The sequence below is a fragment of the Catenulispora yoronensis genome (assembly GCF_039531695.1).
Taxonomy (GTDB): domain Bacteria; phylum Actinomycetota; class Actinomycetes; order Streptomycetales; family Catenulisporaceae; genus Catenulispora; species Catenulispora yoronensis.
Genome location: NZ_BAAAQN010000036.1, coordinates 63,154 through 87,996 on the forward strand (window position 1 = coordinate 63,154; position 24,843 = coordinate 87,996).

Consider the following 24,843-nt stretch of genomic DNA (forward strand, 5'->3'; position numbering starts at 1 on the left):
CCGCTCAGGACAGAACATGTTCGTAGCGCGGCGCCGATGCCGCCCGGCGTCGCTCCCGCCGGACGATCCACCAGATCACCGCGAGCTGGGCGACATTGATCAGCAGGAACACCACACTGTCGGCCAGACCGGCGAGGCTCTGCCCGGCCGGGTGCGTCAGCCGCCGGCCCACCGTGGACAGCACGTGGTAGATCAGCGGAACCAGCACCAGCGGCAGCATCGCCAGCGACAAGCTCCACCCCACCAGCAGCAGCCACGAGTACCAGCGCCCGATCTTCCGGTCCTGCGGATGCCAGGTCTCCGGATCGATCAGGGCGGCGTCGCGGCCGCGCAGCCGGTTCCATCGGTTCTTCAGGATGGCGCGCGCGGTCTTCTGGAGGTCCACACAGCCCAATACGGTGACGGCCACGTAGTAGAGGTCTGTCTCCAGATAGAAGTAGAACTGCCACAGCAACCGGATCAGCGTCACGTACGCCAGCGACAGGCAGATCGCCCCGGTCGCCGACAACCCGCCGTCGGACTTCCGCGTGGCGGCCGCGATCAGCGTCAGCGCGGCGATCGCGAGCAGGTCGGCCAGCATGCCGGCGAGCATCGGCAGGTAGCGCTTGCGTCTGGGCACGGTCACCAAGCCGTCGAGTTGGGTGATGACCACCACGAAGTACAGGCGGCGCCCGATCGACAGCGTGGAGCGCAGTCCCAGCCGGCGTCCGGCCAGAGCGTGGAAGGACTCGTGGAACAGCAGCAGCGGGATCTGGCCGAGGAACACGGCGAGTTCGACCACTGACATGTAGCGCGTGAAGAAGACGTCGTGGTTGGCGGGCCGGACCAGGGGCTCGCGCCAGATCGCCACAGCCGCCGCGACGATCAGTGCCGTCATGCACAGCCAGCCCGCGGGGGAGAAGATCGCCTCGCCGAGCCGCTGCCAGCGGACCCGCCCCGGCCCCACGCCCCCACGAACACGCGCCCTTACGCCCCCACGAACACGCGCCCCCACGCCCCCACCACCACGCGCCTCCGCCTCACCCACGAACTCAGGCGGACAGAGAAACTCCAACTCCTCCAAAGCCTCGACGAACTCGACGACGTCCACATCCTCGCCGTACTCCCGCCGATACCACTGCCCGGCCTCGTCCACGGTCAGCCCCGAGCCCAACTGCCGCAGCAGCGCTGCTCCATCGGTCGGCAGGACCGCATAGGAACCGGTCTCGGCGCACCCGACGGTGACCTCCTCGCCTTCCTCCAGATAGGTCAGCGGGTAGAGCGTCAGAACCGTGTCCCCGGTCAAGCCCACGTTCAACGGAAAGCCTCCCTCCCCGGCCATGCCAGCAGGCCGTGCCCCGGCCCGCGCACAGCGGACCGGAGCACGGCGTCAGCAGCAAGATCAGACCGGGCTCGGGACGACGATGCCGCAGGCGCTGTAGAGCGGGTGGGCGACACCGGTCAGCCGGACGTTGCCGGCCTTGCGCACCTTGATGGACTTCACGGGTCCTCCATTCCACGAACCGAATGATGATTGCGGGAAAGCATCATGGAACTGACACATTCCCCAGGGCGCATGGAATCGCCTTTGTAAATCTGTGGCTGGGCGAATCCCATGTCAGGTGATGCTGTGCTCCGCCTCGACAGGGGGACCGTGGTCGTCGGTCTGAAGTCCCTCCGCGGTCGGCGGGTCGAACGTGACGCGGGAGACCCCCGTCGATCCGAGCATGCATGCCGCTTCGCCGCGTTGTCACGGGGCGTTGGCGGGAAAACCGCGACGACACCGGCAGATGGCCGAATTCAGAAGAAACGCGTGGGGCAGACGTTTCTGCCTTTTACTACTGACGCCGCATTTATGCACCCAGAAACCAGCATCGCGCTAGTGGAGGGCACTACCGTACCGCTACTGATCGGCGATCCCGTCAGGCGTGTCAAGGCGCTCACTTCGTCGACCGAGGTCAGCGCACAGCCCTCGTACAGCGGCGGCCGGCGGCGCGGAAGGGGTAGGTCTGGGTGGATCTCCAAGTTCGCATGCTCGGCCCGTTCGAGATCGTGGTGCAGGGCCGGAGCCGGCAGATCGGCGGGCCCCGGGAGCGGCGGGTGCTCGCGATCCTGCTGTTGAACGCCAACACCACCGTCCCGATCGAACGCATCATCGACGTGCTCTGGGACGAGCCGCCGTCCTCCGCGCGGCAGCAGGTCTTCAACGTGATCGGGAACCTGCGCCGGCACCTCGGCGGGATCCCGGGCGTCGGGCTCGCCACCGACCCGGTCGGCTATCGCGCCGATCTCGACGCCGAAAAGCTCGACCTCACCGCGTTCCGCTCCGGCGTGGTCCGTGCCCGCTGCCAGGCGAGCGCCGGCGACCGCGGCGCGGCCGTCGCCGAGCTGAGCGCCGCGTGCCGGCTCTGGCGCGGGCCCGCGCTCGCCGGGCTCGATCGCACGTACTTCACCAACGTCGGCGCCCGGCTGGAAGAGGAACGGCTCGAAGCCCTCGACTCCCTGATGGCGCTGCGCATCGACCTGGGGGAGAGCACCCACGTGGTCGGTGAGCTGCGCGAACTGGTCGCCACACAGCCGTATCGCGAGTCCACGCGCGTGAACCTGATCGCGGCGCTGCACGGCTCGGGGCGGCAGGCCGAGGCACTCGCCGTCTACGACGAGGGGCGGCGCTTGTTGCGCGAGGAGTTCGGCCTCGATCCTGGGGACGAGCTGAAGAAGATGCAGGAGGCGGTGCTCCACGGAGAGCCGGTCGCGCATCCAGACCCATCGCCGAATTCGCAGCCAGCCTCGCCCTCCACGGCGCTGACCATGCCACGGACCGCTCTGCAATCAACTGCCCTGCCCCCGACCGCCCTGCCATCAACCGCCCCACCACCGACCGTCCCGTCGCTGACCACGCCACCACAAACTGCTCCACCACAAACTGCTCCACCACAAACTGCTCCACCACATACTGCTGCTCCACCACAGACCACCCCACCACCAACCCCCAAACGCAAATTCCTCCCCCGCGACAGCCCCGACTTCGCCGGCCGCCACGAGGAACTCAGACAACTGCTTCCCGAGCCCCACCCCGACCGGCCCCGCTCCCTGGTCGTCTCGACCATCGACGGCATGGGCGGCGTCGGCAAGACCGCGCTGGCCGTGCACTTCGCGCACTCGGTCGCCGCCGACTACCCCGACGGCCAGTTCTTCGTCGACCTGCGCGGCTTCACCATCGGCATGGTGCCCCTCACCCCCGGCGAGGCGCTCAGCCTGCTGCTGCGCCAGGCCGGTGTCCCCGAGGAGCAGATCCCTGCCGATCTGGAGAGCCGCAGCGCCGCGTGGCGCGCACAGATGGCGGACAAGGCCGCGCTGGTGCTGCTCGACAACGCCGTCGACGCCGCGCAGGTCAGGCCACTGATTCCGGGTGCCAGCGGCGCGCTCGTGCTGGTCACCAGCCGGCGCCGCCTGCCTTCGCTCGACGGCGCGCGGTCGCTCTCGCTCGGGCCGATGCCGCGCGACGACGCGATGACGCTGTTCACCCGGATCGTCGGCGCCCGGCGCGTGTTCGGGTCCGCGGACGGACTGGCCAGTGTGTCAGAGCTCTGCGGCCGCCTCCCGCTGGCCATCCGCATCGCCGCTGCCCGCTTCCGAGACCGCGGCAGCTGGTCGGTGGCCGACTTGGTCGCGTTGCTGAGCGACCACCGGGCCCGCGCCCGGTTCCTCGACATCGGGGAGCGCAGCGTCTCCGCCGTGCTGCAGCTGTCCTACCGGTACCTCACGACCGGGCAGCGACGCGCGCTTCGGCTGCTCAGCCTGGACGCCGGGCGGAGCTTCTCGCCGGCCGTGGTCGCGGCGCTCGCCGAGGTGCCGCTCGAAGACGCCATGGACATCCTGGAGACGCTGTTCGAGGACAACCTCGTCGTGCAGGCCGAACCCGGCCGGTACTTCTTTCACGACCTCGTGCGGGACAGCGCTCACACCCTTTGCCTGCGCCATGACTCCGACGCTGCCCGGGAGGATGCGTTGCGGCGTTTGGCCGCCCACCACGTGCGATGGGCGTCGGCGGTGTGCGGGCCGCTGGCCAAGGGGCCGTTCCGCGAGCTCCCCAAAGCCGGCGATACGGATGGCTCGGATGGCCTCTGTCGCTCAGACGTGGAGATCCAGCGGCCGCCCCGGGACGCTCCCGGGGCCCTGGACGTGCTGAAACGAGAGGGCCCCGACCTCGTCGCGACCGCGCTCGCGGCGTTCGCCGAAGGGCTGTGGCCCGAGGCGTGGCGGCTCACCTGCGCATTGCAGCCGTACCTGGCGCGCGGCAACTATCCGGACCCGTCGCTGGAACTGTTCTCGCAGGCGGTGCGGGCGGCGCGCTCGCTCGGCGCCGAGCATGGCGAGGCGTTGTCCCTCACCGGCCTGGCCCTTGCTCAGCGGGAGCATCGGCGGCTGCCCGAGGCGGAGGAGTCGCTGCGGGAGGCCATCGCCATCAGCAGGCGCACCGGCGACCGGTTCGGCGAGCTGTGCCAGCTCACCGAGCTCGGAGTCACGAGCAGGAGCCGCGAGGCGTTCACCGAGGCGTATCGGCACTTCGGGGCGGCGCTGGCGCTCGCCGAGGAGGTTGGCGACCGCGATGTGCAGGGGGTCCTGCGCACGCACTTGGGCTCGGTGTGCCGGCAGTTGGGGCTGGACGCTGAGGCGTTGGCGAACCTGGAGGAGGCGCTTGCCGCGTACCGGGCCTTCGGCGACGGCGGTGCCGAGGGCTCGCCGCTGGTCGACCTGGGTCTTCTGCTGCTGCGGCGGAACGATCCGGTAGCTGCTGAGAGGTGGCTTACCGAGGCGGCGGTCGCGGCGGTCTGTGAAGGAGACGCTGCTGTGGAGGCGACGGCGAACGCTGCGTTGTGCGTCCTGCACCGGACGACCGGCAACTTGGGCTTGGCATTGGAGTACGGTCGCAACGCTTTGCGGGCCAGCCGTGAGCACCGCCTTTTGGACGTCGAGTGCGATGCCCTCAACGCGCTGGGCGAGACGCATCTTGTCGGGGGCGATGAGACGAACGCCGAAACCACGTTCCGTCTGGCAGCTGATCTGGCGGCGGAGCGGTCTTTGCGCTCCTGTCGGGCTCGCGCGCTGGAGGGGCTTGCCCACCTGGCGTTGCAGCAGGATTGCGGCGAAGAAGCCAGAGAGCTGTTCCACGCCGCGTTGGCCGAGTATCCGCCGGGAGTCGCCGATGCGGCGGGCATCCGGGCCCATCTGACCGACCTCACTGACGGTACCGACGCCTGGCGGGAGTGCCAGCGGTGCCGGGTCGCGAAGGTTCCGGTCCGAGTGAGCTCGGATTCGTATGCTCAGACTCGGGACGCCGCGGCGGCCAGGGTCGGCGACTCCTCGTCCCGCTCCGGCAGGCGGCCGCGCATCGGCGACATGAGCAGCAGCAGCGGCACCACGAGGTAGCCGACCTGGGTGAGCCACAGCGTGTCGCGGGAGCCGAGGGCGTCGCCGAGGAAGCCGCCGAGCAGGGCGCCGAAGGGCATGACGCCCCAGGACAGGAAGCGCATCGTGGCGTTCATCCGGCCGAGCAGGGAGCGCTCGCACAGCTGCTGGCGCAGGCTGACGGCGGCGATGTTGTAGACGGTGATGGCGAAGGAGAAGCCGAACCAGCCGACCACGAACAGTGCCAGCGACCAGCCGCGGTGGGTCAGCGGCAGCACCATGCCCAGCGGGCAGCCGACCAGCAGCGGCAGCCAGACCGTCCGGGCGTGTCCGATCCGGCGGATCATCGCCGACGTGGTCAGCGCGCCGACCAGGCCGCCGACGCTGCCGGCGGACAGCAGCAGCCCGATGCTGCCGGGGGTGACGCCCACGTCGTGGACGAGGAACACGACGATCACGGCGGCGAACACGGCGGTGAGGAAGTTGGCCGCGGCGGTGGCGGCGGCGAGCACGCGCAGGATCGGGTGCCGCAGGACGACGCGCAGGCCCTCGACGATCTCGGCGCGCAGCCGGGGATGCTCGGGGCGCTCCGGCGTCGGCTCCGCCTTCCGGATGGCGCCGATGCCGACCGCCGAGGCCAGGAAGCCCAGGGCGTTGACGGCGACGGCGGTCGGCGCGGTGAGGGCCTGCACCAGGTAGCCGGCGAACCCGGGCCCGGCGGTCTGCGCCACCGAGGCACTGCCCTGGAGCTTGGAGTTGCCCTCCACGAGCTCGCCGGAGCCCAGCAGCGAGGGCAGGTAGCTCTGGTAGGCGACGTCGAAGAAGACGGTCGCCACGCCCTGGAACAGCGCCACCGCGTACAGCTGCCAGATGGTGAGGACCCCGGCCCAGGCCGCGACCGGCACCGAAGCCAGCAGCGCGAACCGGACGACATCCGCCGCGATCATCACCGGCCGCCGCCGCCACCGGTCGACCCACGCCCCGGCCGGCAGCCCGACCAACAGGAACGCCGCGAACTCCATCGCCACCAGCACCCCGACCACGCCCGCACCGCTCTTGAGCGTGACGACGGCGACCAGAGGCATCGCCAGGATCGACACCTGCGTACCGAACTGGCTGACCGTCTCGCCGATCCACAGGCGGCGGAAGTCGCGATGCCAGAACAGGCCGCCGCGGCGGCGGGGGGTGGGGGGCGGCGGGGAGGCGGAGTCGGCGGTGACCTGCCCGGCAGTGAGGGAACCAGAAGCGGCGGACTCGGAACCAGCGGCGGCAGGCTCGGCGATCCGGGGCCCGGAAGCGCCGGAACCGCCTCCAACGGCGACCGGCTTGGCGGCGAACGAGTCGGCAGCGGCGGCAGTAGTGGCAGCGGCACCCGAACCGGCCGCGACCAGCGACCCGGAGTTGCCGGCCGGGCCAGCCGCAGGGCCGGCGGAAGCCGCCTCATCGCCGGCTGACCTGGTGGAAGGCGGTTGTGCTCGCATGGTCGGTCCATTCAGCAGGGGTGAACGATCCGATATGGTTGAGAATGCCCAATCGATCGTCACTTGTCAATTTGTGGAGCTTTTGGGTCGTTGTGCCGCGGGGGCTCGGTTACGCTCGGGGTATGGCAGCAGAGGGTCGGCGGGCTGGTCGGCGGTCGCCGAGTGAGGAGGAGGCTCGGGCGCTGGCGTCGGCTACGCGGATCAGGATTCTGCGGATGTGTCTGAAGGAGGAGCTGACCAACAAGGAGATCGCTACTCGGTTGGGGGCTAATCCGGCCACTGTGCTGCACCATGTGCGCAAGCTGGTCGCGACCGGGTTTTTGGAGGCGCAGGGGGCGCGGGCCGGGGCCAGGGGTGCTTTGGAGGTTCCGTATCTGGCGACGCGGAAGTCGTGGCGGCTCAATCTCGATGCCAGCGATCTGCGGTTGCGCAGTGCCATGATCGGCGCGTTCGTCTCCGAGGTCGGGCAGGTGCCGGCTTCGGCGGAGGTGGAGATCTCGCGGTTGGGCGTCCGGTTGGGGCGGGAGGACCATGACCGGCTGCTCCAGCTGATCCGGGACTTCCTGGACGAGGTGGCCGGGCGCGAGGCGGCCGAGGACGCGATCCAGTACTCGATCTTCGTGGCCGTTCATCCCGATCCGGTGCAGGGCTGACGAGGTCACGTCCGTTCCGCCTCAGATCCGGATGAGCTCGCTGTAGGTCTCGCGCAGTTCCGGGCCGGGGGCGGCGGCCAACTCGTCGTTGAGTCGGCGGCAGATGTCCCAGTAGACGGTCTGCGCGTCCTTCTGGCGTCCGCTCAAATGCAGGGCCCGCATGTAGATCGCGTGCGGTCGCTCGCGCAGCGGGTGCGCCGCGGTGAGCTGGGCGAGTCCGGGGACCGCCTCGCGGTGCTGCCCCAGCTGGATGTAGGCGGCGTTCAGGTCCTCCAGGGCCTGGAGCCGTAGCTCCTCCATTCGCTGGACGTGGCCCTTGAGCTGCACCGGCAGGACGACGCCGCCCAGCGGGTTGCCCCGCCACTGCGCCAGGGCCGCGCGGAGCCGGGCCGTCGCCGTGGGCAGGTCGCCGGCGCGGAACGCCCGGAATCCGGCGTCCGCCAGGTCCTCGAAGACCGCGAGGTCCAGCTGGTCGCGGGTGATGTTGATGCGGTAGCCCGGCTTGATTCCCTCGATCAGGGACTCGTCGGTGTCGCCCAACGCGGTCCGCAGCCGCTTCACGCTGTTGTACAGAGTCGCCCGCGCCGACGACATCAGGTCGGCGATGTCGTCGATCGGCACCACCTCCCCGCCGTCCAGCAGCAGGATCGCCAGCAGCAGGCCCTTGCGCCCGGTGATGGTGCTCGCCGAGTCGCCGCGCCTGGCGACGACCGTTCCCAGCAGGCCGAACGAGATGCCGTCACTCACATCAGTCAACCCCATTCTCAGCCGAAGGTGGCACTTCCTGAGAATCATGCGGGGTTCTAACAATTGTCTACCGCACCACTACCGGATTACTAACGATCCACTACCGATGATGCAGAGTGCTGCTTTCTCTGCGCGCTGACACCCAGGTCAGAGCCCATGATAGGAGAATGATAGCAGTTTGACTCCCGGGCTGGCTTTAATCGCTTCAGTGCGATCGCCGCCAGCCAAACAAGGGAGATGCCCGATGAATCGCTCGTCGGCGGGCTCATCGTCGCAGGAGTTCACGGATCTGCTGCACGCCGGATTCGAACACAGAGCTCGCAGCACCCCCGATGCCCTCGCGCTGGTCGTGGGGGAGGAGCGCCTGACCTACGGCGAGCTGGACGTGCGGGCGAACCGGGTGGCCCGGCACTTGCTCGGGCACGGCGTGGCGGTCGGCGACCGCGTCGCCCTGAGCGCCCGGCGCGACACGAACCTCTACACCGGCCTGCTCGGCATCCTGAAGGCCGGGGCCTGCTACGTCCCGCTCGACCCCGACCTGCCGGCCGAGCGCGGCGAGTTCATCCTCCGTGACGCCTCCTGCCGGGCCCTGGTCGGCTCCGGCGTCGACCTCGCGAAGCCGGCCGTCGCCCGGATCCCCAAGATCGACCTGCGGGCCGACACCGAGCTGATCGCCTCCCGGTCCGCCGAGCGCGTGACCCGCACGGCCCTGCCCGACGGCGAGGCGTACGTCATCTACACCTCCGGGACCACCGGCGTCCCGAAGGGCGTCCCGATCCGCCACCGCCAGGCGGCCGAGCGGATCGCCGCCATGCGGGAGATCTACGGGATCGACCCCGCCGACCGGGCCCTGCAGTTCGGCTCCCTGGCCTTCGACGCCTCGATCGAGCAGATCTTCACGGCCCTCACCTCCGGCGCGGCGCTGGTGGCCCGGCCGGACGCGTGGAGCGTCAACTCCGTCCTGCACCTCCTGGACCGCGAACGCGTCAGCATCGCCAACTTCACGCCGTCGGTCTGGAGCGCCCTGACCCAGGCGATCATCGAAGGGGGCTCCACTGCCCCCGCCGCGCTGACCCGCGTCGTCCTCGGCGGCGAGCGCCTCGACGCCGCCAAGACCGCGCTGTGGTTCGAGCACTTCGACATCCCCCTGTTCAACTCCTACGGCCCCACCGAGGCCGTCATCACCGCGACCGTGCACCGGCTGGAGCACGCCGAGGACCCGATCGTGATCGGCCAGGCCGTCCCCGGCGTGCGGGCCGAGGTCGTCGACGAGTCCGGCCGCCCGGTCGCCGCCGGCGGCGAGGGAGAGCTCTGGCTCGGCGGCACCGGCATCGCCGACGGCTACCTGGACCGCCCCGAGCTGACCGCCGAGCGGTTCGTGGCCGGCCCGGACCGGGAGCGTTTCTACCGCACCGGCGACCGCGTCCGCCTGACCGCCGAGGGCACGCTGGAGTTCCTCGGCCGCCTGGACGACCAGGTCAAGATCGGCGGCGTCCGCATCGAGCCGGACGAGGCGGCGGCCACCCTGGCCGCGCACCCCGAGGTCGGTGCGGCGCACGTGGCCCTGCGCGAGGTCCACGGCCAGGACAGCCTCGTGGCCTACGTCGTCCCCGAGGACTACCGCCAGATCCCCTCGGTGCGGCAGCTGCGCGCCTACCTGTCCGCCAAGCTGCCCGCCGCCCTGGTGCCCGCCTACTTCACCGTCCTGGAGCGGATGCCCCTGCTGCCCAGCGGCAAGCTGGACCGCGCTGCGCTGGCCGGGATCGAGGTCGCGCCCCGCCGCTTCTTGGACGCCGGCGGCCATGTGCCGCCCCGGCCCGGGTACGAGGCCCAGGTGGCCGCGCTGTGGGCCGAGGAGCTGGGCCTGGACCAGGTCGGCGCCGAGGACGACCTGATGTCCCTGGGCGCGCACTCGCTGCGCAGCATGCGCGTCGCGGTGCAGATCGCCCGCCTGGCCGGGGTCGACCTGTCGGTCGGCGACCTCATCCACGCCCCCACGGTCCGGGCCCAGGCCGAGCTGATCGAGCAGCGCCAGGGCGGCCCGCGCCGGTTCCCGGCCGTCACCCCGGCCCGGGTCTCCCAAGTGCCGATGTCCGTCCAGCAGAAGCAGCTCTGGTACATGGCCGACCTCGACCCCGATGACATGTCCTACCGGTTCCAGGCCATCATCCGCGTCTCCGGCGCCCTGGACCTGGAGGTCCTGGACCGGGTCCTGACCGAGCTGCACCGCCGGCACCCGGTCCTGCGCACCACCTACTCCGAGGACGTCGACGGCTACTGGCAGGACACGCACCCGCCGGCGCCGGTCGCCGCGGAGCGGGTCGACCTGCGCGAGGTGCTCCCCGGCGAACGGCGCGCCGCCGCGGACGCCCGCATCCAGGAGGCCATCGCCGCGCCGCTGAACCTGACCAGCCTGCCGCTCCAGCGCTGGACCGTGGTGCGGACCGCCGAGGACCAGTACGAGATCGTCCTGCTGGAGCACCACATCATCCACGACGGATGGTCCTTCGGCCTGATCATGCGCGAGTTCTCCGTCCTCTACGACGCCTACCTGTCCGGCGAGCCCTCGCCGCTGGCCGAGCCCGCGCTCACCTACGGCGACTACGCGGCCTGGCAGCAGCGCGAACTCGGCACGGACGGGGCGCTCGCCGCGCAGCTGGCGCCGTGGCGCGAGCGCCTGTCGACGCTCGGCGACCCGGTGGCGCTGACGCCCGACGTCGCGCGGTCGGCGGTCGTGGGCCACGCCGGCGCCGTGGTGCGCGTGAGCCTGCCCGGATCGCTGCCCGACCGGATGCGCGCCTTCTGCCGGGAGCGCCGCATCACCCTGTTCGACATGATGTCCGCGGCGTTCCACGTCTTCCTGTCCCAGCACACCCGGCAGGCCGACCTGTGCGTCGGGTCCTGGTTCGCCAACCGGCGCCTGGCCGACACCCAGGACGTCGTCGGGATGTTCGTCAACACCGTGCTGCTGCGGGCCACGGTCCGGCCGCTGGACTCGTTCGAGGACCTGGTGCGCCAGGTCCACGACGACGTGACCGGCGCCGGGGACCTCCAGGAGGTGCCGTTCCCGGAGATCGTGCGCGCCCTCAACCCCGACCGCGGCTCCCCGGCGAACCCCTTCGCCCAGGTGATGTTCAGCGCCCACGACAGCGCGTTCCCGGAACTCAGCATCGGCGAGGCGACCGGCACCATCTCCTACCCGTCCAACCGCTCCGCGAAGTTCGACCTGAGCATCATCGTGCTGCCGGCCGGGGAGGCGTACACCGGCCGCCGCGAGGTCGCCGACCAGCGCATCACCATGACGTGGGAGTACAACAGCGCCCTGTTCGCCGCGGCCACGGTCCAGCGGTGGGCCGGACGCTATGTCGAGCTGCTGGACCGGCTGCTCGCCGAGCCGACCCGGCCGTTCTCGACGCTGCCGCTGGTCGGCGCGGGCGAGCAGGGCGAGTTGGCGGTGCTGGGCCGGAGTCCGGCGCGGCCGGAGGGGGAACCGGCCGCGGAGGCCGCCTCGGAAAGCCGTCCTGAGGCCGCCCGGGTCGTCGACCACATCGGGACCTGGGCCCGCCGGACGCCGGACGCGATCGCGGTCCAGGACGACAGCGGCCGGATCACCTACGCGGAACTCGAAGCGCACTCCGACGCCGTCGCCCGGACGCTGCTCGCCGAGGGGCTCCCGCCGCAGTCGATCGTGGGCGTGTTCGTCAAGCGCGGACGTGATCTGCCGATCGCGGCCGCGGCCGCGCACAAGGCGCGGCTGGCCTACGCGCCGATCGACCCGGCCGAACCCGCCGAGCGCCTGGCGACCATGCTCGACGGCGTCGACTTCGTCCTCTGCTCCGAGTCCACCCGCGAGCGCGTCCCGGCCGGGACCGCGCCGGCCGTCACCGTCGACGAGGCGGTCCGGCTCGGGCAGGACCTCACGACAGCGCTGCCCGCGGACGGCGACCAGGCGGACCTCGCCTACGTCATCTACACCTCCGGGTCGACCGGCACGCCCAAGGGCGTCATGATCGAGCAGGGCGGCCTGGCCGCCCACATCCGCTGGAGCACCGCGGAGCTGCCGCTGCCGAGCGGCTCCCTCGTCCCCTGCACCGCCAGCCAGTCCTTCGACGTGTCGGTCTGGGAGATGTGGCGGGTCCTGGCGGCCGGCGCGACGTGCCTGCTGAGCACCGTCCGCCTCACCCCCGAAGAGGTCGTGCGGCTGCTCACCACGCACCGCGTCACCCACTGCTATCTGCCGACGCCGCTCGCCATGCACCTGCTGACCCACCACCACGACGCCGTGCCGGACCTGAAGTGGCTCGGGGCCGGCGGCGACCGGCTGGAGCTGCCCGTCGGCACCCGGCTGCCGTTCACGCTCACCAACCTCTACGGCCCGGCCGAGGCGACCATCTGGGCCACCGCCTACACGGTCCCGGCCGGCACGCTCATCGGCGAGGACCTCGCCGTCCCGCCGATCGGCCGCCCGCTCGCCGGAACCGAGGTCGTCGTGGTCGACGACGCCGGCCGGCCGGCGCCGACCGGGGTGCCCGGGGAGCTGCTGATCGGCGGACGCTGCGTCGGTCGCGGCTACCACCGCAGCCCTGAGCGCACCGCCGAGCGCTTCGTCACGCGCGCCGGGCTCGGCGGCGGCACCGTCCGCTACTACCGCACCGGCGACCTGGCCCGCTGGAACCCGGACGGCGAGCTGGAGTTCCTCGGCCGGCTCGACCGCCAGGTGAAGGTCCGCGGCTACCGCATCGAGCTGAGCGAGATCGAGGCCGCGCTGCGGGCCAAGACCGCCGTCAAGGACTGCGCCGTCATCGCCGAGCGCCGGCAGCGGTCGGGGGTGGCGGACATGGAACTGGTCGCCTTCGTCGTCCAGAGCGCCGAGCAGGAGCTCGACGTCCGGTCGCTGCGCGCCGCGCTGAAGGACCGGCTGCCCGGCTACATGATCCCGGCCGTGTTCGTCACCGTCGACGAGATCCCGCTGACCGTCAACGGCAAGGTCGACGTCGCCGCGCTCGCCCGGGGCACCCGCCGGCGCCTGCGCGTCCAGGAAGCACAGACCGTGGCCCCGCGCGACGAGATCGAGCGCACCGTCGCGGACATCTGGGCCCAGGCCCTCGGCGTCGAGTCCGTCGGGGTGCACGACAACTTCTTCGACCTCGGCGGCCACTCGCTGATGGTCACCCAGCTCATCAACCGCCTCGACCAGGGCCTGGGGATCCGGCTCAGCATCCGCGAGGTCTACGAGGCGCCGACGGTCGCGGAGATGAAGACCGCGCTGGTCGAGCGGGTCGCCGCCGAACAGGCCGGGTCCTGATGGACACCGCCGCCGCCGAGCGCGAGCTGCTGGCCCGGATCGCCGGGGCACGGCGGTCCGAGGCCATCCGGCCCCGCGCCGCCGGGGTGCGCTCCGTCGTCGCCTCGCACGGCCAGCAGCAGCTGTGGCTGATGGACCAGATCAACCCGGGCAGCCGCGAGTACGTCTACCCCGAGGCGATCCGGCTGACCGGGGCCCTGGACCCCGACGCCCTGCGCGCCGCGTTCGTTCGGCTGGTCGAGCGGCACGAGGTGCTGCGGACCCGGTTCGTGCTCGACGACGACGGCGTCGTGGTCCAGCTCGTCGACGAGGCGGCGCGCGTGCCGTTCGAGTACCGCGACCAGGCGGACCTCGGCGGCGAGAGCCTGCGCGCGCTGGCCGACCGGCAGGTGCGCGAACTCGTCGCGGAGCCCTTCGACCTCGAAGCAGGCCCGCTGCTGCGCCTGCGGCTGACCCGGCTGGCCCCGGACGAGCACCTGCTCACCCTGGTCGTCCACCACATCGTCTGCGACGGCTGGTCGCTCGGCGTCATCGCCCGCGAGCTGCCGCTGCACTACGAGGCGGCGCGGACCGGCCGCGCCTCGGACCCGGCACCGCCGGCGATCCAGTACGCGGACTTCAGCATCTGGCAGCAGAGCGAGGCCCAGGAGCACCGCCTCGAACCCCAGATCGCGTTCTGGCACAAGTACCTGGCCGGCTTCGAACCCTTCGACCTGCCGACGGACCTGCCGCGCCCGGCCACCCGCAGCGGGCACGGCGAAGCCCTGCGTGTGCCCCTGCCCGGAGGACTCTCCGCGCGGGTGTCCGAGCTGGCCCAGGAGCTCCGGGTCACTCCCTACATGTGCTACCTGGCGGTCTACCACTTGCTCCTGAGCAGCCTGAGCGGCGCGACCGACATCGCGGTCGGCACCCCGGTCTCCGGCCGCGTCCGCGCCGAGACCGAGGACCTGATCGGATACTTCGTCAACACCGTCGTCGTGCGCACCGACACCTCCGGCGCCCTGTCCTTCGCCGACTACCTCGGCCGCGTGCGCACCGCCTGCCTGGACGCCTTCTCCCACCAGGACGTGCCCTTCGCCCGCCTGGTCGACGAGTTCCGCGTCGCCCCCGACCTGTCCCGCACCCCGCTGGTCCAGCACGCCTTCGTCTACAGCGCCGGACTCGCCTCCGCGTGGGACCTGCCCTACGTCCGGTGCGAGAACCTCCGGCCCGAGATGCACATCGCCAAATGCGACCTCAGCATCTCGCTCTCGGAGTCCGAGGCCGGCGGCAGCGTCCGGATCGAGTACTCCACGGACCTCTTCCGCCAGTCCACCGCCGAGACCATCGGCGCCCAGTTCCTCGCCCTGGCCGGGACCGTCCTGGACCGGCCGCACGCGAGGCTCGAAAGGGGCACCCCATGACGAACACCGACGAGGTCTCGCAGCCCGTGGCCTCCGACGAGCAGACCGACCCGCGCACGGTCGAGGAGCGGGTCGCGGCCCTCTTCGACGACCTGCTGGCCGAACGCGCGCCCGCCGGCGGCGCCGCCACCGGCTTCCCCGCCACGGGCTTCCCCGCCGCCGGCGACTTCTTCGAACGCGGCGGCAACTCCATGCTCGCCGCCCGCCTGGTCGCCCGGCTGCGCCGCGAGTTCGACGTCAAAGTCTCGATCCGGGACGTCTTCCGCGGCCGCACCGTCGCCGCCGTCGCCCAGGCCGTGCACGACCGGCTCGGAGCCGAGCGGTGAACCGGCCCGACTGGCACCGGATCGGCGCCGGCGCCGAGGGCGACCTCGTCCTGGCCGTCGACGTGGACGGCACCGCCCGGAGCGAGGCCACCTTCCATGACCTCGCCCCGCTGCTGGCCCGCAACCACGACGTCCGCCTGACCACCCTGCCCGACGACCTGCCCGACGGCCCCGGCGAACCCTCCCTGGAATGGTTCGTCGACGGCTGGGCGCACGCGATGGGCGCCTGGGCCCCGCGCGTCGAGGCAGTCTTCGGATACTGCTCCGGAAGCCTGTTCGCGCTGGCGCTGGCCGACCGTATGGAGGACGGCTACGGCGTCCGGCCGCGCGTCGTCCTGTTCGACCCCGAGCGGCCCACCGCCGCGACCTTCCTGGACGACTTCACCGCCACCGTCCAGGCGATGTCCGCCCTGACCGCCGACGAGCGCGACAGCCATGTCCGGCGCGCGCGGCGGGCGACCGAAGGCGAACCGGACCTGGAACAGGTCACTGAGATCCTGGCCACGGCCTACGGCGAAGCATGCGGTGCGAACCTCGAACGCCTCGGCATCGCCGCCGACATCGGCGTCGAACTCGAACTGGCCTTCCGCGGCTATGGCAGCTACCTGCTCCGCGCCTCCCAGATCGAGGACGACGGCCTGCGCTGGGGCGACACCACGGTGCTGCTCTCGGCCGGCGCCACCGCGGACGGCTTCGACGGCCGGCACCTGCGGATCGACGCGGCGCGCGAGGACCTGCTGCGGAGCGAGGCCACGGCCGCGCAGGTCCGCGGTCTGTTGAAGCGGGTCGCCGCGTGACGGCCCCGGGGAGCGGCCCGGAGACCGGATCGGAGAGCGGACCGGAGTGCGGAGCGGGGAGCGGATCGGAGTGCGGACCGGGGAGCGGATCGGAGTACGGACCGGGGAGCGGGTCGGAGTGCGGACCCGGCGCGTTCGTTGGGCTGCTCGCGCTGTTCCGCCGCCAGGTGGAGCGGAACGGGCTCGCCACGGCGGTGGTCGACGAGCGGTCGGCGGTGACCTATCAGGACCTTGATCGGCGCTCGGAGCTGGTGGCCCGGTCGCTGGCCGCCCGCGGCCTCGGGCCGGGCGGGCTGGTCGCGGTGCGGATGCCCAACTCGGCAGACCTGCTGGTGGCGCTGTTCGGCGTGCTCAAGTCCGGCGCCGGATACGTGCCGCTGGCCGCGGACGACCCCGAGGAGCGGACCGCGGCGATCGTCGCGAGCTCGAAGGCCGGACTGGTCATAGCCGACCGTGCCGGCCTGGTCCAGGCCGGGGCAGCGCCGGAGACAGTGCTCCTCGCCGACCTGGAGGCGGCCGGCGAGGCGCTGGTCGGCGCCGTCGACCGCCCCGTGGGCCCGGCCCCCGACGACACCGCCTACGTCATCCACACCTCGGGATCGACCGGCGCGCCGAAGGGCGTCGTCATCGACCACGCCGCGCTCGCGGTCTACCTGCGGGTCGCGCTGACCGAGTACCCGGCGCTGGCCGGACGCACCCTGGTGCACTCCTCCATCTCCTTCGACATGTCGGTGACCTCGCTGTTCGGCCCGCTGATCGCCGGCGGGACGATCGAGACCGGCAACCTGATGGCGATCGCCGCCGACGGCGTTCCGGCGCACCTCGGCAAGCCCTCGTTCCTCAAGGTCACGCCGTCGCACCTGCCGCTGCTGGAGGCGTTGCCCGAGGTGGTCTCGCCGAGCGAGCAGCTGGTCATCGGCGGCGAGGCGCTGTATCGGGAGGCGCTGAACCGCTGGTGGGCCGGCCACCCGGGGGTGGAGGTGATCAACGAGTACGGCCCGACCGAGGCCACTGTCGGCTGCTGTATCCACCGGGTGGAGCCGGCTGGCCCGGGCGGCCCGGATGGTGCTGTTCACGGACCGGTGCCGATCGGCGTGCCCACCGCGGGCACCCGCCTGCACGTGCTCGACGGCGAGGGCCGCGAGGTGCCGGACGGGGACGTCGGCGAGCTCTACATCGGCGGGGCGCAGGTGGCGCGCGGGTATCTGCACGACGCCCATCTCAGCGAGCTGCGGTTCCGGCCCGATCCGTTCGGCGCCGAGGGCGCCACCTGGTACCGGACCGGCGACCTGGTCCGGCGCGACGCCTCCGGGATCCTGGAGTACCTCGGCCGGGAGGACGACCAGGTCAAGATCGACGGCCACCGGGTCGAGCTGGGCGAGGTCGAGGCCGCGTTGCTGCGCTGTGCCGGGATCTCCCAGGCGGCGGTGCTGGCCACCGCCGCCGCGACCGGGTCGAAGCGGCTGTCGGCGTTCGTCCGGCCGGTTCCCGGCGCGGAGCTGGATGCCGCCGCGATCCGAGCCGAGCTGGAGGCAGCGGTCCCGGCGTTCCTGGTGCCGAGCCGGATCACGGTCGTCGGCGACTTCGTGCTGACGGCCAACGGCAAGGTCGACCGGGCCTGGCTGGCCGCGATCGAGGACGCCTCCGGTGCCGCCGGGCCCGGCGACGGTGAGGCCGATCCCGCCGACCTGCTGTGCCGCCTGGTCGCCGAGGTGACCGGCGCGCACCGGGTCGGCCCGGACGACGACTTCCTGAACCTCGGCGGCGGCAGCGTCGGCGCCGCTCAGCTCGTCGGTCTGGCGCGGGCCGCAGGGATCGGGATCGGTATCAGGGACGTGCTGCGCCACCGCACGGTCAGAGGAATGCTCCGCCACGCTCGCCCCGCGAGCCGCCCGGTGAGGGAGGAAGTCCGATGAGGGGACTGGAACAAGGGAACGGCTGGACCACGGCGCTGGAGTTCGCACCTCCCGGCGGGGTCTCGCTGCGCTGGGTCGAGGACAACAAGTCGCAGCTGACGCACGAGCTCCAGATCCACGGCGCGGTCGTGCTCCGGGGCCTGGCCGGCGGGGTCGACGAGTTCGGCGACGTCGTCTCGGCGCTCGGCGGACCGCAGCTGTCGTACACCGAGCGCTCGACGCCGCGGTCGTCGGTGAAGGGCAACGTCTACACCTCCACCGAGTATCCGGCGAGCCAAGAGATCCCGATGCACAACGAGAACTCCTACTCGGACTCCTGGCCGGGATACCTGTACTTCCTGTGCGAGGTCGCGCCCGCGACCGGCGGCTGCACCCCGATCGCCGACAGCCGGCAGGTCCTGGAGAACCTCCCCGGCGACGTCCGGGACCGCTTCGACGGCGGCGTCGTCTACACCCGGAACTACCGCGAGGGGCTCGGCCTCACCTGGCAGGAGGCGTATCAGACCTCGGACCAGCAGGCCGTCGAGCGGTACTGCCGGGAGCACGGGATGGATGCGGTGTGGGCCGACGGGGAGCTGCGGACCGACGCGCTGCGCCCGGCCACCCGGGTGGCGCCGTCCTCGGACCAGGAGGTCTGGTTCAACCAGGCCAACCTGTTCCACCCCTCGACGCTGGATCCCGAGGTGCGCGAGGCGCTCCTGGAGCTCTACGACGAGTCGGAGCTGCCGCGCAACGCCCACTTCAGCGACGGCTCGCCGATCCCCGAAGCCGACATCGAAGCGGTGACGAAGTCCTATCGGAAGGTCGCGCTGGAGCTCCCGTGGCAGGCGGGGAGCGTGCTGATCATCGACAACATGCGGATGGCCCACGGCCGGAGCGCGTTCACGGGCGACCGCCGCGTCCTGGTCGCGATGACCTGACGGCGGGAAGGAGGCGGGATCGTGGCAGGCGAAGTGGCGGAGGAGTACGTGGTCGTCGTCAACGGCGAGGAGCAGTACTCGATCTGGCCGGGCTCCAAGGCGGTGCCCGCGGGCTGGCGGGCCCTGGAGGTCCGCGGGTCGAGGCAGGAGTGCGTCGACCACGTCGACGAGGTCTGGACCGATCTGCGGCCCAGGAGTCTGCGGGAGTTCCTGAGAGGACCGTCGTGAGCATCGACGCCGACTCGATCGACGGCAGCGCCGGGACCGGTCTCGACGCCGACGTCGACATCAGCCTGGCGGACCTCGATCGTGATGCCGTGCGCGCGGTGCTGACGAAGTTCCGCGCCGGATCGGTCACCCGGGTGTGCCAGCTCTCGCCGTTGCAGCAGGGACTGTTGTTCGAGACGCTGAAGAACCCCGGTGAGGGCAACTACCTGACGCAGACCGTCTACGAGGTCGATCAGGACCTGGACCCCGAGACGTTCGTCGCGGCCTGGCGGTTCGTCCGCGGTCGGCACGAGGCGCTGCGCACCACGTTCGTGGTCGACGACGTGCCGCACCCGGTGCAGGTCGTGCACCGGACTGCCCCGGCCCAGGTCCGCACCCACGACTGGAGCACGCTCGGCGCGCCGGACCAGGCCGAGCGCCTGGAGCTGCTGCTGAGCGAGCACCGGCACGGCGACCCGGAGCTGACCGAGGCTCCGCCGCTGGCGTTCGACCTGATCAAGGTCGGCGCCGGCCGGTACCGGATCGTCTGGCACGTGCACCACCTGCTCATCGACGGCGCGAGCAGCGCGAAGGTGCTCGACGAACTCGCGCTGGCCTACGCCTGCCTCGCGGACCGGGGCGAGTTCCCGGTGCTGCCCAGGCCGGCCCAGTTCGGCGAGCACGTCGCGTGGCTCGCGACCCGCGACCAGGACGCCGACGCCGAGCAGTGGCGCACCCTGATCGGCGACCTGTCCGAACCCACCCCGCTGGCGTGCGCCGCGCCCGCCGGCGCGGAGGAGGGGCATCAGAGCCGTTCGATCGTGCGCACCGCCGACTCCGGCTTCGTCGCCGACCTCGCGGACTTCGCCGGCCGCCACAACTGCACCGTCCACACCGTCGTCCAGGCGGCCTGGGCGCTGGTGGTCGCCAGCCGCAGCGGACGCTCCGACGTCTGCTGGGGCACGATCTTCTCCGGCCGGGGCGCGGACTACTCGCGGGTGGCGGACGTCGTCGGGCTCGTCATCAACACCGTGCCGGTCCGCAGCAGGCTGGATCCCGCCGAGACCGTGGGCTCGTGGCTGCTCCGGTTGCAGCAGACGCTGTCCACCGCGCGCCGGCTGGAGCACATGGGCCTGGACCGCATCCGCCGGGTCAGCGGCGTCGCCGGCGGCGAGGAGCTGTTCGAGACCCTGTTCCAGTTCGTGCCCGAGGCGGGCCCCGCCGACGACGGCTTCGCGCGCCTCGCGCTGCGCCGGGTCCACGCGGTCGAGCAGGCCGGCTACCCCCTGGACCTGTCCGTCGTGCTGCGCGGCCGCGACGAGCTGGTCGTCCACCTCACCTATGAGCCGGCCCGGATCGAGGACGCGGTCGCGCACCGGATCGCCGACCAGTACGAGCACCTGCTGCGCGAACTGCTCCACAACCCTGACGCGACACTGGCGCACCTGGAGCTGCTGCCGGCCGGCGAACTGGAGCAGCTCGCCGCCTGGTCGCGCGACCGCACCGAACCGGAAGCGACGGTGACGCTCACCGGCCTGTTCGCCGAAGCGGTCGCGGCGTTCGGCGACCACACCGCGGTGCTCGACGGCGACGGGTTCCTCGGCTACCGGGAGCTGGACGCCAGGTCGGACCTGGTCGCGGCCCGGCTGACGGCCGCCGGGGTACGGCCCGAGACGGTTGTCGGCGTGTCGATGCCGCGAACCAGTGACCTGATACCGGTCCTGATCGGGATCCTGAAGGCCGGCGGCGCCTATCTGGTGCTCGACCACAACCTGCCCGCCGACCGGCTGGCGTTCATGCTCGACCACAGCGGCGCGACGCTGCTGATCGCCGCCGAGGGCCACGATGTCGCGACCCGCCCGCTGCGCTGTGCGGCGCTCGACGCCGCTGTGGTGCTCGCCGACCGCGCGCCCGGCGCTCCGGAACCGGACGAAGCCGGAGCCGGAGCTGGAGTCGGAGCCGCGCCTGCGCCCGCGCCAGTGGCCGTGCATCCGGACATGCTGGCCTTCGTCACCTACACCTCCGGCTCGACCGGGACGCCCAAATGCGTCGGCCTGACCCACCGCAATCTGGCGCGGATCGGCCGCCACTCCGGCTACATCGCCAGCGGGCCGGGCCGCCGCTTCCTGCAACTGGCGCCGGTCGCGTTCGACGCCTCCGTCGAGGAGATCTGGGGCTCGCTGCTCAACGGCGCGACCCTGGTGATGCCCGGGCGCTCGCGGATGGACCTGCCGGAGATGGCGGAGCTGTTCCGGCGGTACGAGATCACGAACGTCAGCATCACGACCCCGCTGTTCCACCAGTTCGTCGACGAGCAGATCGACGCCTTCGCCGGGATCGACCAGGTGCTGATCGGCGGCGACGCGGCCCGGCGGCCGCAGTGCGACCGGGTGCTGGCCCGGCATCCCGAGCTGTCGCTGGTCAACACCTACGGCCCGACCGAGCTGACCACCACGACCACCAGCGACCTGGTCGAGTACCGCCCCGGCACCGAGGTGCCGATCGGCCGGCCGATCCCGAACGCCACCGCCTACGTCCTGGACGAGCAGTTGCGCCCGGTCCCGGTCGGGGTGCCCGGCCAGCTCTACGCGGGCGGGATGGGAGTGACCCGGGGCTACCTCAACGACGCCGGGCTCACGGCCCAGCGCTTCCTGCCGGATCCCTTCGGCACCGAACCGGGCGCGCGGATGTACGCCACCGGCGACCTGGTCCGTTGGCAGGCAGACGGCCGGCTGGAGTTTATCGGGCGCGTCGACCGCCAGGTGAAGATCCGCGGCTTCCGGGTGGAGCCGGGGGAGATCGAGGCCCGGCTGGCCGACCATCCCGCGATCCTGGAAGCGGTCGTGGAGACGGTGGACGACGCCGCCGGCGCGCGGCGGCTGATCGCCTACGTCGTCCCGGCGCCGGGCGCGGAGGTCACGGCGCCGGACGTCCGGGCCTTCGTCGCCGGCAAGCTGCCCGGCTACATGGTCCCGTCGCTGGTCGCGGTGCTGGAGAAGATGCCGCTGACGTCGGCCGGGAAGATCGACCGCGCGCGCCTGCCGCAGGGCGTCGCACCGGTCCCGGCCCCCGCTGCCTCCCGCGCGGCCGAGAGCGACAGCGAGCGCATCCTCGCCGCCGCCTGGGAACGGGTGCTGGGCATCAAGGACCCCGGCGTGGCGGACAACTTCTTCGACCGCGGCGGCGACTCGATCCTCGCCATGCGGGTGGCCTCGGCGGTGCGCCACGAGGGCCTGGTCATGGCGTCGACGGACCTGTTCAAGCACCAGACCATCGAGGAGCTCGCCGCGGTGCTGGACGTGCGGGACAAGCCGGTCCCGGCCGATCAGACGCCGGTGGCCGGCGCCGTGCGGCTGACCCCGGTCCAGCGCTGGTTCCTGGCGCACCACGGGGCGCAGGGCCGCTTCAACCAGTCACGGCTGCTCCGCTGGGGCGGCGAGGTGTCCGAGGCCGCGCTGCGGCAGGCCGTCAGGGCCCTGAGCGACCACCACGACGCGCTGCGGCTGCGGGTCGCCCGCGAGGACGCTGGCTGGCGGCAGTGGTTCCTGGCGGCGGGCAGCCAGGAACCACTGGAGGTGCACGACCTGCGCGACGTCGCGGACCAGGAGCGGCACTCCGCGCTCCGGGCCGTGGGCGACGCGGTGCAAGGCGGCCTGGACCTGCGCGACGGACCGGTGTTCCGCGCGGCGCTGCTCCGCACCGGCGCCAAGGCGGGCGACCTGCTGCTGCTGACGGTCCACCACATGGCGGTCGACCTCGTGTCCTGGAACATCCTGCTGGAGGACCTGGCCGGCGCCTACCGGTCGGCGGCGGACGGCCGGGCGGTCGCCCTGCCCGCGCGCACCGCCTCGTTCAAGGCGTGGTCGGACTACCTGCACGACCTGGTGCCGACTCAGGGTCCGGAGCGGAGCCGGGGCCCCGCAGCGGAGTCGGCCACTGATTCCCCGATGGTCCCCGCCGACCCGGCCGCCGCGACGGCCGGCCCCGGCCCCGCCTCGGTCCGGCTCGCGCTGACCGAGCCCGAGACCCAGCGGTTCCTGCGTGCCAGCCGGGGCAAGGGCAAGATCTCCGCGCTGGAGCTGCTGCTGTCCTCCGCCGTTCCGGCGCTGCGCGAGTGGGGATGCGCCGGGCACGTCCCGGTCGACCTGGAGGTGCACGGCCGCGAGGCGGGCCCCGGCGGCCCCGACGTCACCCGCACGGTCGGCTGGTTCACCGCCTTCTACCCGGTCACGCTCGACACCCGGGACGTCAACACCTTCGGCGGCTACGTGACCCAGGTCAGGGACCAGATACGGCGTGCGCCCCTGGACGTCCTCGGCCACGGCGTCGCCAAATACCTGGCGGCCCCGGAGCGGGACGCGGATCAGGACCCGGACGCCGCACGCCCCGGCTTCCCGGACTCCGAGGTGTGCTTCAACTACTTGGGCGAGCTGGGCTCCGGCGACGTCGGCGAAAGCCTGTTCACCCCCGAGCCCGGCAGCCTCGGCGCCGAGCGGCGCGCCGACGAGGACCCGGCCTACCTGCTCGACATCACCACCGGCGTGGACCGGGGGCGGCTGTTCCTCGACATCGTCTATCCCCGCCGCCGCTGGACCGAGGAGACAGTCCGGGCCTTCGCCGACCTCTACCTCGGCCGCCTCCGCCGCGCGATCGGCCAGGTGGCGACCTGGGAGCTGGACCGGACCCACCCCGCGACCTGGCTGGCCCGGCTGCGCCCCGGCTCGCCGCTCCTGACGGCGCCGATGAAGCAGTACCGGGTGCCCGGGATCAGCGTCGCGACCATCACCGAGGGCCGGGTCGCGGCCTGGGCCCACGGCGGCTCGGGACGGGAGGGGCACGAGCTCGACGTCCGCACCCGCTTCCCGACCGGCTCGGTGGCCAAGCACCTGGCGGCCATCACCGTGCTGCGGCTGGTCCGGGCCGGGACGCTCGCGCTCGACCAGCCGGTCGACGACCTGCCCGTCGCCCTGCGGCTCCCGGCCTTCGCCGGCGGCGGTCCGCTCACCATGCGCCATCTGCTCAGCCACCGCTCGGGGCTGGTGCCGGACGGCGCCGACGGCGCGCCGCGCGCGGCCCGGGCCCCCGGCGAGGCCTACGACTACTCGCTGTTCAACTTCATCCTGGTGGAACGGCTCATCGAGCAGCTCACCGGGCGGACGTTCGCCGAGAGCCTCGCCGAGCACGTCTTCGGCCCGCTCGGACTGGCCGACTCCGCCATGCTCCCGCTCCACCCCGACCCCGAGCACCACGCCCGGACCGCTGCCGGCCACAGCGCCACCGGCCGCCGGTACACCCGCCCGCGCCGCACCGCCGACCAGCCCCACGACCTGGAACTGTGGGCCAGCGCCTCGGACCTCGCCCGCATCGGCGCCGACCTGTACCGGGCCCTGGCCCGCGACGAGGGCGTGCTCCTGGACCGGGGCTCCGCGACCGAGCTGCTCGGCGGACTGCGCTCCGGCTACGGCCTCGGCACCGTCGTCAGGGACCTGAACTCCAGGCTCTGGATCGGCCACCCCGGCGACGGCCCGGGCTTCCGCACCATCTACGCCGTCGACGTCCAGGAGGGCCACGGCCTGGTGATCCTCGCCAACGGCGACGGAGCCACCCCGCTGTTCGAGGACCTCCTGGTCGAGCTGGGGACCGAACTGATCATGCGGGTCCGAGGACCGCTCATGGTCTGGGAGAAGGGATGACGAG

Annotated in this window: 13 protein-coding genes; 10 read left to right on the forward strand and 3 right to left on the reverse strand. The window is 72.1% G+C overall.

The window, feature by feature from the left end:
• Positions 1-4: 4 nt before the first annotated feature.
• A complete protein-coding gene (locus ABD481_RS26620; protein ID WP_425559292.1) occupies positions 5-1,297 on the reverse strand; it encodes a hypothetical protein in 1,293 nt (430 codons plus the stop codon).
• A 695-nt stretch (positions 1,298-1,992) separates the two neighbouring features.
• Here ABD481_RS26620 and ABD481_RS26625 point away from each other — a divergent pair.
• Positions 1,993-5,412 carry an AfsR/SARP family transcriptional regulator gene (locus ABD481_RS26625; protein WP_344668491.1) on the forward strand — a complete coding sequence of 1,140 codons (3,420 nt, stop codon included), beginning with the start codon at positions 1,993-1,995 and terminating at the stop codon, positions 5,410-5,412.
• Here the strand turns inward: ABD481_RS26625 and ABD481_RS26630 are convergent.
• On the reverse strand, positions 5,307-6,872 hold the full coding sequence (locus ABD481_RS26630) for an MFS transporter (protein WP_344668492.1): 1,566 nt from the start codon (positions 6,870-6,872) through the stop codon (positions 5,307-5,309). The genes ABD481_RS26625 and ABD481_RS26630 overlap by 106 nt on opposite strands.
• A 122-nt stretch (positions 6,873-6,994) precedes the next feature.
• Between ABD481_RS26630 and ABD481_RS26635 the strand changes: the two genes are divergently transcribed.
• Positions 6,995-7,525, forward strand: a complete 531-nt coding sequence (locus ABD481_RS26635; protein ID WP_344668493.1) for an ArsR/SmtB family transcription factor — start codon at positions 6,995-6,997, stop codon at positions 7,523-7,525.
• A gap of 21 nt (positions 7,526-7,546) precedes the next feature.
• Here the strand turns inward: ABD481_RS26635 and ABD481_RS26640 are convergent, their stop codons facing one another.
• On the reverse strand, positions 7,547-8,272 hold the full coding sequence (locus ABD481_RS26640; RefSeq protein ID WP_344668494.1) for an AfsR/SARP family transcriptional regulator: 726 nt from the start codon (positions 8,270-8,272) through the stop codon (positions 7,547-7,549).
• A gap of 244 nt (positions 8,273-8,516) precedes the next feature.
• Here ABD481_RS26640 and ABD481_RS26645 point away from each other — a divergent pair, with 244 nt between their 5' ends.
• Genes ABD481_RS26645 through ABD481_RS26680 form a run of 8 tightly spaced genes read left to right on the forward strand, consistent with a single transcriptional unit; the run spans position 8,517 to position 24,839 of the window.
• The gene (locus ABD481_RS26645) at positions 8,517-13,577 is read left to right on the forward strand and encodes an amino acid adenylation domain-containing protein (protein ID WP_344668495.1); all 5,061 of its coding nucleotides are present in this window, start codon (positions 8,517-8,519) and stop codon (positions 13,575-13,577) included.
• Entirely contained in the window at positions 13,577-14,980 is a 1,404-nt protein-coding gene (locus ABD481_RS26650; RefSeq protein ID WP_344668496.1) for a condensation domain-containing protein, read from the forward strand. The genes ABD481_RS26645 and ABD481_RS26650 overlap by 1 nt, the downstream gene beginning before the upstream one ends.
• The gene (locus ABD481_RS26655; RefSeq protein ID WP_344668497.1) at positions 14,977-15,306 is read left to right on the forward strand and encodes a phosphopantetheine-binding protein; all 330 of its coding nucleotides are present in this window, start codon (positions 14,977-14,979) and stop codon (positions 15,304-15,306) included. Before ABD481_RS26650 ends, ABD481_RS26655 begins: the two co-directional genes overlap by 4 nt.
• Positions 15,303-16,103, forward strand: coding sequence for an alpha/beta hydrolase family protein (locus ABD481_RS26660; protein WP_344668498.1), 801 nt, complete (start codon positions 15,303-15,305; stop codon positions 16,101-16,103). Before ABD481_RS26655 ends, ABD481_RS26660 begins: the two co-directional genes overlap by 4 nt.
• On the forward strand, positions 16,100-18,019 hold the full coding sequence (locus tag ABD481_RS26665; protein WP_344668499.1) for a non-ribosomal peptide synthetase: 1,920 nt from the start codon (positions 16,100-16,102) through the stop codon (positions 18,017-18,019). The genes ABD481_RS26660 and ABD481_RS26665 overlap by 4 nt, the downstream gene beginning before the upstream one ends.
• Positions 18,016-18,939, forward strand: coding sequence for a TauD/TfdA family dioxygenase (locus ABD481_RS26670; protein ID WP_344668500.1), 924 nt, complete (start codon positions 18,016-18,018; stop codon positions 18,937-18,939). The genes ABD481_RS26665 and ABD481_RS26670 overlap by 4 nt, the downstream gene beginning before the upstream one ends.
• A 21-nt stretch (positions 18,940-18,960) precedes the next feature.
• Positions 18,961-19,167, forward strand: a complete 207-nt coding sequence (locus ABD481_RS26675; protein ID WP_344668501.1) for an MbtH family protein — start codon at positions 18,961-18,963, stop codon at positions 19,165-19,167.
• Complete coding sequence (locus ABD481_RS26680) at positions 19,164-24,839, forward strand: amino acid adenylation domain-containing protein (RefSeq protein WP_344668502.1); 5,676 nt, start codon at positions 19,164-19,166, stop codon at positions 24,837-24,839. The genes ABD481_RS26675 and ABD481_RS26680 overlap by 4 nt, the downstream gene beginning before the upstream one ends.
• The last annotated feature ends 4 nt before the right edge of the window (positions 24,840-24,843 follow it).

Excerpts from the sequence above, each read along its gene's own strand:
- ABD481_RS26650 (WP_344668496.1), top strand. The coding sequence starts at position 13,577 with ATGGACACCGCCGCCGCCGAGCGCGAGCTGCTGGCCCGGATCGCCGGG.
- ABD481_RS26645 (WP_344668495.1), top strand. The coding sequence starts at position 8,517 with ATGAATCGCTCGTCGGCGGGCTCATCGTCGCAGGAGTTCACGGATCTG.
- ABD481_RS26655 (WP_344668497.1), top strand. The coding sequence starts at position 14,977 with ATGACGAACACCGACGAGGTCTCGCAGCCCGTGGCCTCCGACGAGCAG.
- ABD481_RS26635 (WP_344668493.1), top strand. The coding sequence starts at position 6,995 with ATGGCAGCAGAGGGTCGGCGGGCTGGTCGGCGGTCGCCGAGTGAGGAG.
- ABD481_RS26670 (WP_344668500.1), top strand. The coding sequence starts at position 18,016 with ATGAGGGGACTGGAACAAGGGAACGGCTGGACCACGGCGCTGGAGTTC.
- ABD481_RS26630 (WP_344668492.1), bottom strand. The coding sequence starts at position 6,872 with ATGCGAGCACAACCGCCTTCCACCAGGTCAGCCGGCGATGAGGCGGCT.